The sequence below is a fragment of the Shewanella gelidii genome (genome assembly GCF_014647855.1).
GTDB classification, from domain to species: domain Bacteria; phylum Pseudomonadota; class Gammaproteobacteria; order Enterobacterales; family Shewanellaceae; genus Shewanella; species Shewanella gelidii.
In genome coordinates this window covers 21,571-35,415 of record NZ_BMPZ01000009.1, presented here as the reverse complement: position 1 = coordinate 35,415, position 13,845 = coordinate 21,571, and the positions used below count along the sequence as shown (strand labels likewise).

The 13,845-nt window shown below is 43.4% G+C and carries 13 protein-coding genes; 8 read left to right on the top strand and 5 right to left on the bottom strand.

Translation table 11 applies throughout. The features are described 5' to 3' along the window. The first annotated feature begins 71 nt into the window (after positions 1-71). Positions 72-1,715: a phosphoglucomutase (alpha-D-glucose-1,6-bisphosphate-dependent) gene (gene pgm, locus IEY18_RS14035; RefSeq protein ID WP_188921904.1), complete on the top strand. Its 1,644-nt coding sequence runs from the start codon at positions 72-74 to the stop codon at positions 1,713-1,715. Positions 1,716-1,805: 90 nt separating this feature from the next. Here pgm and msrA read toward each other — a convergent pair whose 3' ends face one another. Next, positions 1,806-2,285 (bottom strand): peptide-methionine (S)-S-oxide reductase MsrA, encoded by a 480-nt coding sequence (gene msrA / locus IEY18_RS14030; protein WP_188921903.1) that lies wholly within the window; start codon positions 2,283-2,285, stop codon positions 1,806-1,808. A gap of 244 nt (positions 2,286-2,529) precedes the next feature. Here msrA and astE point away from each other — a divergent pair, with 244 nt between their 5' ends. The 4 genes from astE to IEY18_RS14010 all read left to right on the top strand — a co-directional run bounded on the left by astE (position 2,530) and on the right by IEY18_RS14010 (position 7,511). Continuing rightward, the gene (gene astE, locus IEY18_RS14025; protein ID WP_188921901.1) at positions 2,530-3,564 is read left to right on the top strand and encodes a succinylglutamate desuccinylase; all 1,035 of its coding nucleotides are present in this window, start codon (positions 2,530-2,532) and stop codon (positions 3,562-3,564) included. A 181-nt stretch (positions 3,565-3,745) separates the two neighbouring features. Further along, on the top strand, positions 3,746-4,924 hold the full coding sequence (locus IEY18_RS14020; RefSeq protein WP_188921899.1) for a thiamine pyrophosphate-dependent dehydrogenase E1 component subunit alpha: 1,179 nt from the start codon (positions 3,746-3,748) through the stop codon (positions 4,922-4,924). Between the two features lie 3 nt (positions 4,925-4,927). Beyond that, a complete protein-coding gene (locus tag IEY18_RS14015; protein ID WP_188921897.1) occupies positions 4,928-5,905 on the top strand; it encodes an alpha-ketoacid dehydrogenase subunit beta in 978 nt (325 codons plus the stop codon). Between the two features lie 10 nt (positions 5,906-5,915). Continuing rightward, positions 5,916-7,511, top strand: coding sequence for a dihydrolipoyllysine-residue acetyltransferase (locus tag IEY18_RS14010; protein ID WP_188921895.1), 1,596 nt, complete (start codon positions 5,916-5,918; stop codon positions 7,509-7,511). A gap of 123 nt (positions 7,512-7,634) precedes the next feature. Here IEY18_RS14010 and IEY18_RS14005 read toward each other — a convergent pair whose 3' ends face one another. Next, a complete protein-coding gene (locus tag IEY18_RS14005) occupies positions 7,635-8,867 on the bottom strand; it encodes a uracil-xanthine permease family protein (RefSeq protein ID WP_188921893.1) in 1,233 nt (410 codons plus the stop codon). Positions 8,868-9,122: 255 nt separating this feature from the next. On the opposite strand from IEY18_RS14005, the gene IEY18_RS14000 reads away from it, so the two are divergent. Both IEY18_RS14000 and hda read left to right on the top strand, forming a co-directional pair. Further along, a complete protein-coding gene (locus IEY18_RS14000; RefSeq protein WP_188921891.1) occupies positions 9,123-10,205 on the top strand; it encodes a DUF2066 domain-containing protein in 1,083 nt (360 codons plus the stop codon). A gap of 74 nt (positions 10,206-10,279) precedes the next feature. Continuing rightward, positions 10,280-10,990: a DnaA inactivator Hda gene (hda, locus tag IEY18_RS13995; protein ID WP_188921889.1), complete on the top strand. Its 711-nt coding sequence runs from the start codon at positions 10,280-10,282 to the stop codon at positions 10,988-10,990. A gap of 96 nt (positions 10,991-11,086) precedes the next feature. Here the strand turns inward: hda and IEY18_RS13990 are convergent, their stop codons facing one another. The 3 genes from IEY18_RS13990 to bepA form a co-directional block, all read right to left on the bottom strand. Next, positions 11,087-11,467, bottom strand: coding sequence for a DUF2069 domain-containing protein (locus tag IEY18_RS13990; protein WP_188921887.1), 381 nt, complete (start codon positions 11,465-11,467; stop codon positions 11,087-11,089). An 8-nt stretch (positions 11,468-11,475) separates the two neighbouring features. Continuing rightward, the gene (gene arsC, locus IEY18_RS13985) at positions 11,476-11,826 is read right to left on the bottom strand and encodes an arsenate reductase (glutaredoxin) (RefSeq protein ID WP_188921885.1); all 351 of its coding nucleotides are present in this window, start codon (positions 11,824-11,826) and stop codon (positions 11,476-11,478) included. Positions 11,827-11,990: 164 nt separating this feature from the next. Next, positions 11,991-13,460, bottom strand: a complete 1,470-nt coding sequence (gene bepA / locus IEY18_RS13980; protein WP_283103797.1) for a beta-barrel assembly-enhancing protease — start codon at positions 13,458-13,460, stop codon at positions 11,991-11,993. A gap of 125 nt (positions 13,461-13,585) precedes the next feature. On the opposite strand from bepA, the gene IEY18_RS13975 reads away from it, so the two are divergent. Beyond that, positions 13,586-13,804, top strand: coding sequence for a sulfurtransferase TusA family protein (locus IEY18_RS13975; RefSeq protein ID WP_188921883.1), 219 nt, complete (start codon positions 13,586-13,588; stop codon positions 13,802-13,804). Positions 13,805-13,845: the final 41 nt, after the last annotated feature.

The following is a 13,845-nucleotide window of genomic DNA, read 5'->3' as shown; positions in this document are numbered from 1 at the left end:
CGCGATTGGCATGGTTTATTTTGAATTATTATCTTTGTAAGAATAAAGTTGACGATAGAGGGATTTGATTTTTGGGAATTCATGAAAGAGCAGGGAAGACGGCTCAACAACAAGATCTAGTGAACATTCCGCGGCTAATGAGTCAATACTACCGCTTAATGCCCGATGTGAAAATAGTAGGCCAACGAGTGAGCTTTGGAACATCGGGTCATCGTGGCAATGCCGAGCAGGTGAGCTTTAACCAACATCATATCTGGGCGATTGCACAGGCCGTAGCTGATTATCGGCAGCAAGCAGGGATTACTGGGGCGATTTATGTGGGTATCGATACCCATGCACTATCGCAAGCAGCATTTATCTCTGTATTAGAAGTGCTAGCCGCAAATCAAGTTGAAGTTAGAATTGATCAACAACAGGGGTATACCCCAACACCAGTCATTTCTCGCCTCATTATTGCTGCAAACGAGAATCAGCCACAAAGCCTTTGTGATGGTTTGGTGATTACGCCTTCACATAATCCGCCTCAGGATGGTGGTATTAAATACAATCCGCCCCATGGTGGGCCAGCAGAAAGTGAGATTACGGCTTGGATTGAGCAACGTGCGAATCAATATCTCGAAAACCAATTAAATAGTGTTAAACGTGTTTCATATACTCAAGCGCTTGATTCAGATTGGATTCGAGAACAAGACTTTATTTCTCCCTATGTGAGTTCTCTTGCTGAAGTCATTGATATGGAAGCGATTGCGGCGTCGAAAGTCCGTATTGGTGTCGATCCGCTCGGTGGTTCAGGTATTGATTATTGGCAACCCATTGCACAGCGGTATGGATTAGATATTACTATAGTTAATGATAACGTCGACCCTAGTTTTAGCTTTATGCCTTTGGATAAAGACGGCAAGATCCGTATGGACTGCTCATCTCCATATGCTATGGCAGGGTTACTTGCTTATCAAAACCAGTTTGATATTTGTGTCGGCAATGACCCAGATTACGACCGCCATGGTATTGTTTGCCCTGGTTTTGGTTTAATGAACCCAAATCACTTTTTGGCAGTCGCCATTGATTATTTGATTCGTTATCGTCCTGAATGGAGTTCTGAACTTGCAATAGGTAAAACGCTTGTTTCAAGTGCGATGATCGATCGTGTTGTTGAGTCTCACCAACGCCGTTTGATGGAAGTGCCTGTAGGATTTAAGTGGTTTGTCGATGGGTTGGCGAGCTGTACCGTTGCATTTGGCGGCGAAGAAAGTGCTGGGGCTGCATTCTTAAAACGTGATGGTTCGACATGGTGTACAGATAAAGACGGGTTTATTCTTGCTTTACTTGCAGCTGAGATCATTGCTATTACAGGGCAAACCCCAGCACAGAGGTATCAAGCCTTAGAGGAGCAATTTGGTCAAAGTTACTATAAGCGTGTTGATAGCCCGATAAGTCTAGATAAAAAGCAAAAGTTTGCCGCGCTTGATCCATTGTCCCTTGACTTGCCGCTGCTGGCGGGAGAATCCGTATTAGATATATTAACGCGAGCACCTGGGAATGATGCCGCCGTTGGTGGTATCAAAGTATGTACTGAAAATGCTTGGTTTGCGGCACGCCCTTCGGGTACAGAAGCATTGTTCAAGATATATGCAGAAAGCTTTGTGTCAGAAGCTCACCTTGAGAAAGTCATTCAAGAAGCCCAAGTTTTCATTGATAAGGCACTTTCAAATTAGTTTTCCAGAATTGCTGCAAAATTAAATAAAAAAACGCGCCAAAAGCGCGTTTTTTTATTGCAAGCGTTGTCATTGGCATGGCAGTGCGCATTAAAACGAAATATGGCAGCTTGGTAGATTATTTTTTTGCAAATAACTCTGATGATACTCTTCAGCCTTATTAAACTTAGTTGCTGCAGCGATTTCGGTAACAATGCGTTTATCCCCCCATTTGCCACTGCTTTGAAGCGCAGATTTTGACTGGATGGCACTTTGCTGCTGTTCGCAAGAGTGATAAAAAATCGCACTTCTATATTGGCTACCTTCATCCTCTCCCTGACGGTTTAGTGTGGTTGGGTTGTGGTTAGTCCAAAACACATTGAGTAGCTGTTCATAGCTGACGAGCTCAGGATCATAATCCACTTCAACGACTTCTGCATGACCAGTAATTCCAGATTTAACTTCTTGATAAGTTATAGCGCTGTCATCCCCACCCATGTAACCACAAATGGCGTCATTAACACCTTGGACCTCACGGAAAAAGTACTCAACTCCCCAAAAACATCCTGCACCAAACGTTGCCTTTGCCATTCTATTCTTGCTCTTTAGCCGTCTAAACGTCTAGCCATTCTGCCGTCTGCTATTGATATTTGCAAGTCTTTTTTGTGGGTTATGGATGCTTTTTGTTGCCGTAATTAATGGGGCATAAACTTTTGCAAAATGTGGTTAGATGTAATCTATTGAATTTGTGCTAAGATCCGCGAAAACAATAAAGTGTATTTGGCTTGGCATTGCCAAATAGCAATAATTTGGCGTCTCTAAGAAGGAGCTTTTTGTGTATCAAGCACTTATGGAATCTTACGACTTTCTCGCGTTAACCTTAGCGAATCCCACCACGATCAATGAGCCCATCTCATTTACGTTATCCAATCAAACGCAAGTCACAATCCCTGATACTGGGGTCATTATTTTTGAGCCTGAAAATGATCAAGGAAAAGACATCGTCCTGTCCTGTGCGGTCCACGGAAATGAGACGGCGCCGATTGAGATATGTAATGAATTTATTTCTAAAATTTTAAAACAAGAGTTGCGCCTAGCTCAGCGTGTGATGTTTTTGATTGGGAACCCCGCTGCGATTCATCATGGTACGCGTTTTGTCGAAGAAAACCTGAACAGGCTGTTTAATGGCGAACATTCAAACTCGCCAGGTTTAGTCAACTCTGAGCGGATCAGGGCGAAGAATCTAGAGCTGTATGTCGATCAATTTTTTACACAGCGCAATGCAAGTAGACATCGCATACATTACGATCTGCATACTGCCATCAGAGGGTCAAAACACGAGAAGTTTGCAATTTATCCGTATCGTTCTGGCCGCCCCTATAAAGCCGAACAAATCATGTTTTTAGCTGCCGCTGGCGTCAAGACAATATTGTTGCACCATGAGCCAACGACGACTTTTAGTTATTTCTCTTCAGAAAACTATGGTGCGGATGCCTTTACCGTTGAGCTCGGTAAAGTTTTCCCGATGGGCCAGAATGATATGACGCGATTTATTGAAACCAAGGAAATGCTGCAACGATTGCTAACTGGCAAAGATTTAGAGCTTGAGGCTTATGACGAATCAAAAGTGAACTTATATCAAGTCTGCCGTGTCATTAATAAAAACTATGAAGATTTTGAATTTACATTTTCAAATGATGTAGAGAATTTTACTGCTTTTCCCAAGGGCTACATTTTGGCCAAAGAAGGGGGGCAGGCCGTCAAAGTAGAAACTGAGCAAGAAGCGATTGTGTTTCCCAACGCAAAAGTTCCAGTAGGACAAAGAACAGTGATGATGTTAACCACTGCAAAACAGTTGCTGCTTTGTTAGAGTGTAAAGCAGAGTATACAAAAAAGATAAGCTAAGTTGTTAAACCGAGCAGGCTAAAAGTTGATAGGTATTTTACGTTAACGTAATGTCTGCTTCTGTGTATGAATAAGAGTCTTTTTAAAGACAGAAATCGCGCTAAACATCACGGTTTAAGCGCATTTTTTAATAATAAGAGCACAATATGAGCAACGCAACAACGAAGAACCAGACAGTGCATCGTGTCAGTTTTCTCGACAAAGATTCGCTGCATATTCCTATTTTGAAGGTTTTACAGGCCGATGGAACGACCTATGAAAAAGCCGTTCTTCCCCTAATCGACGAAAAGTTGGCAAAACGAGTTCATGACACTTTGGTGTTTACCCGAGTCTTGGATGAGAGAATGCTTGGTGCACAACGTCAAGGGCGTATTAGTTTTTACATGACTTGCACCGGTGAAGAAGCTGCGATTGTTGGCAGCGCAAGTGCGTTGGATGATGGTGATGTTATCCTTGCGCAATACCGTGAACATGCAGCACTCAGATATCGAGGTTTTACAACTGAACAATTTATGAATCAATTGTTTAGTAATGAAAAAGACCTAGGGAAAGGCAGACAAATGCCTATCCATTACGGCAGTGAAGCCCTGAATTATCAAACCATATCCTCGCCACTAGGTACTCAGATCCCGCAAGCGACTGGTGTTGCTTATGGACTAAAAATGAAGGGGCAGCGTAATGTCGCCATTTGTTATTTTGGAGAAGGTGCTGCTTCTGAAGGTGATTTCCATGCCGGCTTAAATATGGCTGCCGTTTTAAACGCTCCGACAATATTCTTCTGCCGCAATAATGGCTACGCAATCTCTACACCGACTGAAGAACAGTTTGCTGGTAATGGTATCGCTAGCCGTGGTGTCGGTTACGGTATGCATACGATTCGTGTTGATGGTAATGATATGTTGGCGGTTATGGCGGCGACACAGCAGGCTCGAGCATTTGCGATTGAAAACAACGCTCCAGTGCTCATCGAAGCGATGACCTATCGTCTAGGCGCGCATTCTTCTTCAGATGATCCGTCGGGTTACCGCTCTAAAGAGGAAGAAGCCAAATGGCAACAACACGATCCGGTGAAACGTTTTAAGTTATGGCTGTTGAATAAGGGCTGGTTAACAGAAGCAGAGGATGCTGCTTTGTATGAAAAGTATCGAGAAGAAGTTCTCGCGGCTGTTAAAGTCGCAGAGCAATTGCCGGTCCCTCATCTTGATGAACTTATTGAAGATGTACTGGATGAACCGACACCGATATTAAAACAGCAGCTTAAAGCGCTAAAACAGCACGTGAAGAAATATCCAAAGTCCTATCCAAAAAGCGCAGGGAGATTATAAGTCGTGGCAGAGATGAACATGTTACATGCAATCAACGAAGCGCTTGTTATTGCGATGGAAGCGGATGACAAGATGTTGGTGTTTGGTGAAGACGTTGGACATTTTGGTGGCGTATTTCGAGCGACATCAGGTCTTCAGGACAAATTCGGCAAATCCCGTTGTTTCAACACCCCTTTGACTGAGCAGGGTATTGCAGGTTTTGCTAATGGCCTCGCATCCAATGGTATGACCCCAGTTGCGGAAATTCAATTTGCAGATTATATCTTTCCCGCATTTGATCAAATTGTGAATGAAACAGCGAAGTTCAGATATCGCAGTGGTAATGAATTTGATGTTGGTGGCGTCACGTTTAGAACACCATATGGTGGTGGTATTGCGGGTGGACATTATCACTCACAATCTCCAGAAGCATACTTTACCGGTACACCTGGCCTTAAGGTGGTGATCCCAAGAAACGCGGCACAAGCAAAAGGCCTTTTACTCGCCTCTATTCGCGATCCGAATCCGGTTATCTTTTTTGAGCCAAAACGCTTGTATAGAGCATCGGTTGGTGAAGTCCCTGAAGGCGACTATGAAATTGAATTAGGTAAAGCCGAAGTTATTCGTGAGGGGAGCGATATTACTTTGCTTGCGTGGGGAGCTCAGATGGAAGTTATTGAGCAAGCTGCAGATCTCGCGAAGAAAGAAGGTATCAGCTGTGAAGTGATAGATTTACGTACGCTTGCCCCTTGGGATATAGATACGGTAGCTGCATCAGTTAAAAAGACTGGACGCTTATTAGTTAGTCATGAAGCCCCCTTAACCGGTGGTTTTGCTGGGGAAATTGCGGCCACGATCCAACAAGAGTGCTTCTTGTATTTAGAGTCGCCAATTAGCCGAGTTTGTGGTTTGGATACCCCTTATCCTTTAATCCATGAGAAAGAATATATGCCGGACGCTCTGAAGAATTTTGAAGCGATCAAAGCATCAATCAAATTTTAGGAGCCCGGTTATGATTAAAGATTTTATTCTACCGGATATCGGTGAAGGTGTTGTTGAGTGTGAATTGGTTGAATGGTTAGTCGAAGAGGGCGATCTCGTCGTTGAAGATCAACCGATTGCTGACGTGATGACGGATAAAGCACTGGTGCAGATCCCCGCGCCGCATGCCGGAGTCATTTCTAAGCTATATTACAGTAAAGGCGAAATCGCGAAAGTTCATCAACCATTGTATGCGGTTGAAATTTCGAACGAAGGTGAAACTCAGAGCACTCAAGTAGACGCGGTTGAAGTGCAAACTGAGGCTCCTGAGGTTGTGCAAGAAACCGCATCCGTATCGTCTACGATCGAAGAGTTCCTGTTACCGGATATTGGGGAAGGAATCGTAGAGTGTGAGCTGGTGGAATGGCTGGTTGACGAGGGTGACTTAGTTGTTGAAGATCAACCAATAGCAGATGTCATGACCGATAAAGCGCTTGTACAAATCCCGGCAATAAAAAACGGCAAAATTGCAAAGTTGCATTACCGTAAAGGGCAGCTTGCAAAAGTGCATGAGCCGTTGTTTGCAATTGAAGTCTTTGCTGAAAAGACAACTGTTTCTAGCGTGGCCAGTACACAAGCGTCTCCGTCGGTCAATATTGATACATCAACCGATGCGCAAGTAGACAAAGCTTTGGCAAGTCATATCACACAAGGCAAGGCGTTAGCGAGTCCAGCGGTCAGACGAATGGCCCGAAGCTTGGATGTTAATTTGGCTGACGTGAAAGGTTCAGGCAAGAATGGCCGCGTATACAAAGAAGACATCGAGAAGTTTTTGTCTGGCTCAAATGTAGCTTCGGTTTCAAATGAGACGAATGGAGCTATGGGCAATCTACCGGTTGTAACGACCGAAGCTGTTGTCATGGGCGATAAAGTTGAACCGATTCGTGGTGTGAAAGCCGTCATGGCCAAGATGATGACTGAGTCAGTCTCAACAATTCCTCATTTCACCTATTGTGAAGAGTTTGATTTGACTGATTTAGTGGCACTTCGTGAATCAATGAAACAGAAGTACTCAACAGAAGAGCGTAAACTCACACTGATGCCGTTTTTTATGAAAGCGATGTCTTTGGCGATCAAAGAGTTTCCAATTATGAATAGCTCACCCAATGAGTCATGTAGTGAGCTAACGTACCATCGTGATCATAATATAGGTATGGCAGTTGACTCGAAAGTCGGGTTGCTGGTTCCAAATGTCAAACAAGTACAAGATAAGTCGATTTTAGACATTGCATCTGAGATTACTCGCCTAACACAATCTGCTCGTAGTGGTCGCGTTGCCCCAGCGGATCTGAAACAAGGCACGATTTCAATTTCTAATATTGGTGCACTTGGTGGAACGGTTGCAACGCCAATTATCAATAAGCCTGAAGTTGCGATTGTTGCACTCGGGAAGCTACAAGTGTTGCCCCGATTTAATGAACAAGGTGAAGTTGAGGCTCGTAAAATTATGCAGGTGAGTTGGTCAGGCGATCATCGAATTATTGATGGTGGTACTATTGCTCGTTTTTGTAATCTTTGGAAGCATTATTTGGAGCAACCGCAAGAGATGCTGGTGGCAATGCATTAGGCTACGGACTATTTTAACGTAATAGATTCAGCATTTTTTCATCAAAAAGGCAGCCACATGGCTGCCTTTTTATTGTCTAATTCGAATTATGTATTCGGCGTTAAACAGTCGATACAGCGTTCGTTAGTCGGTAATTTTCGGCGCTGCTTCTACGTCAGGTAAAATCAAGTTCATCAAAATTGCGACGATGCCGCACAGACTAATACCTGTAAGGCTAAATGAGCCAATACCAAATGCCATGCCGCCAATACCAAATACAAGCGTCACACCCACAATGCTTAAGTTGCGCGCTTCAGATAAATCTACTTGGTTACGGATCAGGGTATTGAGGCCTACGGCAGCAATTGACCCAAAGAGTAAGCACATAATTCCGCCCATGACAGGAACTGGAATGGTTTGCATCAATGCGCCTAGCTTTCCAACAAACGCCAGAACGATTGCGGTAACAGCTGCCCAAGTCATGATTTTCGGATCAAAGTTTTTGGTGAGTGTTACTGCACCGGTCACTTCAGAATAAGTTGTGTTTGGTGGCCCACCAAACGCTGCAGCCGCCATAGTTGCCACACCGTCACCAGCAAGAGTGCGATGTAGGCCAGGCTTTTTCATAAAGTCTTTACCAGTTACATTTGAAATAGCCAAAATGTCACCAATGTGCTCAACTGCTGGCGCGATAGCTACAGGGATCATAAATGCAATTGCATGCCAGTTGAACTCTGGCGCAACAAAGTTTGGCATGGCAATCCAGCTCGCATTTGTAACCGGCGTGAAATCAACAATGCCATATCCAAGGCTCAATCCATATCCGACCAAAATGCCTGCAAGAATAGGCATTAATTTCAATAATCCGCGTGCAAAAATGGCGACGAAAATCGTCGTCATTAAAGAAGCTAAAGAAATAATCAGAGCAGCGTTTGGCTCAACAAGAACAGCGCTTCCATCTCCGGTTTTCCCTAGAGCCATGTTAACCGCTACAGGTGCCAGACCGAGGCCAATAATGATAATGACTGGGCCGACAACAACAGGGGGAAGCAAACGTTTAATAAAGCCTGAACCGCGGACTTTTACAACGCTCGCTAATATAACGTACATTAGGCCTGCAGACATTAAGCCGCCCATTGTAGCGGGGATCCCCCACGTTTGTACGCCGTACATAATCGGCGCGATAAACGCAAAAGAAGATGCTAGAAATATTGGGACTTGTCTTTTAGTGATGAACTGGAATAACAGTGTACCGATACCAGCAGTAAATAATGCGACACTGGTATCTAAACCTGTTAGCAAAGGCATCAGCACTAGCGCACCGAAGGCGACAAAAAGCATCTGCGCACCTTGCAGTGGTAGAGTAAGGTTTTTCATTTTTTATTTTCTCGATTTTTATTGGGGGTACAGATCAAACCGAACAAGTATAGCTGGATTCATATTTAAGGTAATGCGAATGGATCACGTATTGGGTTAAGAGTTTGTGAAATGTGCATTTTCTTTTTGCGGTTAATGGTGGCGTTGGTTTTATGCTAGCTATTTATCTTCTTTTTCTATGGTACAATTCTGTCCACACTATTTTAGTCTTTGATTCGTATGCTCTATAACCTTTTAAAACGACTTTCTGTAGCCTTGTTAATCATCCTAAGTGCCACGCCGCTTGCCGGCGCGGTTGAGGTTTCTGATCTTGAACAGACTGATATTAAAGTCGACTCACGTGACAGAGCCTTGCGAAATGCAGCTTTAACGGAAGCACTTAAAAGAGTTTATGTAAAAAACTCTGGAACAGTTCAAGTGCTGCAAAACGAATTCATTCAAACAAGTGTTAAATCGCCGCGTCGCTACCTTAGTCAGTTTAGGTATTTTGATCTCGATGGTCAGTTAATGCTGCGAGCCATCTTTGACCATGGCAAGGTGTTAGAAACCTTACGGCAAGCTCAATCTCCAATATGGGGGACCCAACGGCCGCTGACTTTGGTTTGGTTAGTTTCTGAAAATGATCAACAGCGACAGCTGATTGGAGATGCGTCCGAGAGTGAAGACCGAGCGTTATTTAAGTCATCTTCTGTTGAAAATGCGATTCCGACAACATTCCCCTTGCTTGATTTAGATGACTTAATGGTGGTGAGCGAATCTGATGTTCGAGGCTTATTTGTCGATGTTGTTGGTAAGGCGTCTCATCGCTACCAAACGGATTTCTTCTCGATGGCAACGATTGAATCTCATCCAAGTGGCTTCCGCTATCAAATGGATTTATATCCATACGGTAGCGAAGGTGCTTATGTTGCACCTTTAAATCATATTGAAGGGGTAGCGAAGGATAAGCCAGAAGCGGTCGAAGCATTAGTCCTAGGTTTGAGCCGCTATTATTCACAGCGTTACGCGATTAAAGAGTCTGATCAGCAGAACTCTATGACGATAAGTTTTGCCAATGTCTCAGATATGAGAAAGCTAGTTGCAATCGAACGCTATTTTTCTGAGCTGTCTGCAGTTAAAAGTATTCAAATCTCTCAAATCCAAGGAACACAAGTTACTTTTAATGTTTCATTATTTGGCACCGAGGCAGATTTACTGAATGTGTTGCGATTAGAAACCAGAATTGGAGAATGGCAAGGGTATTCCAATACCTCTGGTGATCAAAATAATTCACAACAGGGTGCGCCAGTAGACTCTGCCAGTGAGTCACCTATGTTTATTTGGCAAAATCGTGGCTAGGCGAGCTTTTGAGACTTGTGTGTTAAGATAGTGTCCTGCGCGAATTTAGAAGATTTTATAAGAGAAGTTACTGAGTGACCCAAGACTCACCGTTACAGTTGTCATTACCTGTCTATTTACCTGATGACGAAACCTTTGAAAGTTATTACCCAGCATCGGGTAATGACGAGCTGATCCAAAATTTGCAAGCTTGTGCCTCTGGTCAAGTTCAAAAAGCGATTTATGTATGGGGACCTGTTAAGTCTGGTCGTACTCACCTTTTGCATGCCGCATGTGCTTATGCGAATGAACGGGAAAGACAGAGCTTTTATCTACCACTGTCGATTCATGCAAGCATTTCACCGGCTTTACTTGAAGGTTTAGAAGACCTAGACCTAGTCTGTATTGATGATGTGCAAGCCATTGCTGGTCATCCATTATGGGAAGAAGCCATTTTTGATCTGTATAACCGTGTTGCAGAAAAGAAGCACACAAGCTTAATTGTCAGTGCAACTCAAGCTGCGAAAGAAGCAGACTTCGTATTACCGGATCTAGTCTCTAGAATGCAATGGGGGCTTAGCTATCAAGTACAACCGATGGAAGATAGTGAAAAACTTGCAGCGTTGCAAAGGAGAGCTGCAATGCGAGGGCTGCAGTTGCCAGAGGATGTCGGCCGTTTTCTTATGGCGCGTTTAGCACGAGATCTACGTACGTTATTTGATGTACTAGATCGGCTAGATAAAGCGTCGTTGGTGCACCAAAGAAAACTCACGATTCCGTTTGTCAAAGAAGTGCTGCGTTTATGAGCCAAGTTTGGCTTAGTTAAAGTCAACACGTCATTTATGAAAACGAAAATAGCGCTCTCAAGCGCTATTTTTATTGGGGAATTTTGTAGTGACAGCTTATTGGGTTTGTTTCGATTTTTTCTTGAGGCCAAGACCAAGTTCTCGTCCTCGTAATCTGGCATAGAAAGGAAAACTTACCAACAAGATGCCAATTAATAAACTTTCAGCAAGCGCGAAGGCAAATGCAGTTTCATCGACATATAACAAGGTTAACCCGTGCAGCATGTATAGGCACAAAATAAAGCTAGCCCAAGCGTAGGTATAGGGTTTTCCTGTAATAATCCCCTTTAACGGTAAAAGTAATGGAATGAGCCAAAGTAGGCTAAACAATAAAGAATAATCACCATTTAGCCCTTGACCAATGAATCGGCCGCTAAGCAAAAATACGAGTGCGACATAACCAATTCTTGAAAGTTGAAATAGTGTGGTTGTATTCATGATAAGGCTCAAATTATATCTAAAACACTTTCAGGAGGACGGCCAATCGCGGCTTTATTATTGGCCAGCACTATCGGTCGTTCCATTAGCTTTGGTGTTGTCACCATCGCTTCAATCAAAGCTTGCTCGGTCGTGTCGGAATTGTTTAGACCTAAATCTTTGTATTCTGTTTCTTTAGTACGCATGATGTCTCGTGGCGCTTTATTCAACAAAGTTAAGATCTGTTGTAGCTCTCCAAAAGTAGCGGGCTGTTTTAAGTACTCAATAATTTGAATTTCGCAGTTGTGTTCTTCAAGCAATGCGAGAGTTTGGCGGCTTTTTGAACATCTTGGGTTGTGGTAAATGGTAACTTGTGCCATGACCTTGTTTTATTCCTTAATTCATTAGCTTATTTGCAGTACACCTTAACAAACTAGCGTGATGTCTGTCACGTTTTGCTGTTCGTGTTTCTCAATGACTTTTTGCTTGTTTCCACGAATATAATCGTTGCAAATGCTCTTGACCTGTACAGGAAAGAAATCAATTATCTCAACTCTTCAAGAACACTTTTCGCTTGTTTAAATTGTCTGATGCGTGCCGTGATCCGTGCAAGCTGCAAAGGCTGATCTTTAGAAAAGCGGTATGCATAGTTTAATTGGTCAATGGCTCCATCATAATTTGCACTGAGTGCCATCACCTCTGCGCGAGTGTAATGTCTCAGGGCTTTATTGTTCTTTTGCGTATACGCTTCGCTAAGCATTTGATAGGGCAATCGGCTTTGCTTATCCAGTAAAAGCATATCTTGTAGAATTGGGATCGCTTTGTCTGGTTGCTTAGATTCAAGGTAGCTATTGGCAAGGTTCGCATTGATGACACTAGAAGTCGGCTTCAAAGAACGCTGATTTTCTAAAAGAGCGATTGCCTGTTTATACTTTTTGCTTTGCAATAATAAATCAGTTTTTGTATCCAAATAAAAAAGGTTCTCTTTATCTCCGAGTAAAAGTTCGTCGATAATGGCTTCGGCTTCCTGAAAACGTTCTAGGCGGAATAATGCCAATGCACGCCCGTATAATGCTGCACTTTTGAACGTATAGTTTTTCTTTTTAAGCTGAGTATCAAATAGGGATAGCGCCGCTTCTTCACTGTAACTGGAAAACCGAACTTGTACGCGCGCCTTTGCAAGCTGAAAGTTGATACTGTCTGGGATATAACGCTGCGGATACTGCCGCGCTCTATTGCGTGCTTCGGTGATACGAGATTCTGGTAAAGGGTGAGTGAGCAACATTTGTGGCGGCTTAGTTGTATAGCGGTATCTGGCCGCCAATTTTCCGAAAAATGCAGCTGCTGCTTCTGGATCGAATCCTGCGTCCACTAAAATTTGAGTGCCAATCCGATCGGCCTCTTTCTCATGTAGACGGGTGTAGTTAATTTTTGATTGTGTCGCAAGCGCTTGTGTTGTTGCCATTGCCGCAATACCTGCTTGAGGCGCGGCTATCGTTAAGATGATAGCTCCCAATAACCCCACAAGCGTAGCTGGGCCAGTTTTTTGCTGTGCTTCAAGAGAACGCGCGAGATGCCTTTGGGTGACATGCGTTATTTCATGGGCTAAAACTGAGGCGATTTCGCTTTCTGTGTCGGCGTTGAGAAACAAACCTGTATGCACACCCACATGGCCACCAAAAAAGGCAAATGCGTTGATTTCGTCATTGTTTAGGGTAAAGAAATAGAAAGGTGTTTTAACCCCTGAAGCATGGGCAACCAACTTGTTACCCAGTTCACTGGTGTATTGGCTTAAAACCGGGTCATCAATGACGGGTGCCGAAGAGCGAATAATGCGCATATAGGCATCGCCGTAAACGAGCTCTTTTTCTAAGCTAAATGTATTGACTGCCGCAGTCCCTAAATCAGGAAGATCATTGCTAGCAAAGCTTGGTGCTGTGCTCACCGTTAAAAAGGTCGATAGGCTTGCTGCAATAATTGCTTTGGAAAACCTTGTTTGAGTCAGATTACGCAAATTAGTCCTTTTAAAATCATGTTTATTCGCAATGTTTGTATGAATATTGCTCAGCTTGTGATTTCAGTAACAACTTAGGATAATAGCCTTAGTCGATTGATAGCAAGCGCATTGTTTGGCAGCTCATGAAGAATTATATTGATTTAACGGGGTTTCGCTGCCCAGTACCCTTAGTACGAGTAAAACTTGCACTTAAAGCTTTAAGCCGCGGCGAACAGCTCCATGTGTTGTTATCTGACCGTGGTTCTAGGCAAGATGTTCCCTTATTTTTAAAAAAACAGGGTTATGATGTGAAAGAAGTCTGTAATGATGCTCAGGTTTTGGCTATTCTCATCACCAAGTAATTTTCGCTTTCTTTGTATCTCAGTGAATAGAATCTCAGGAA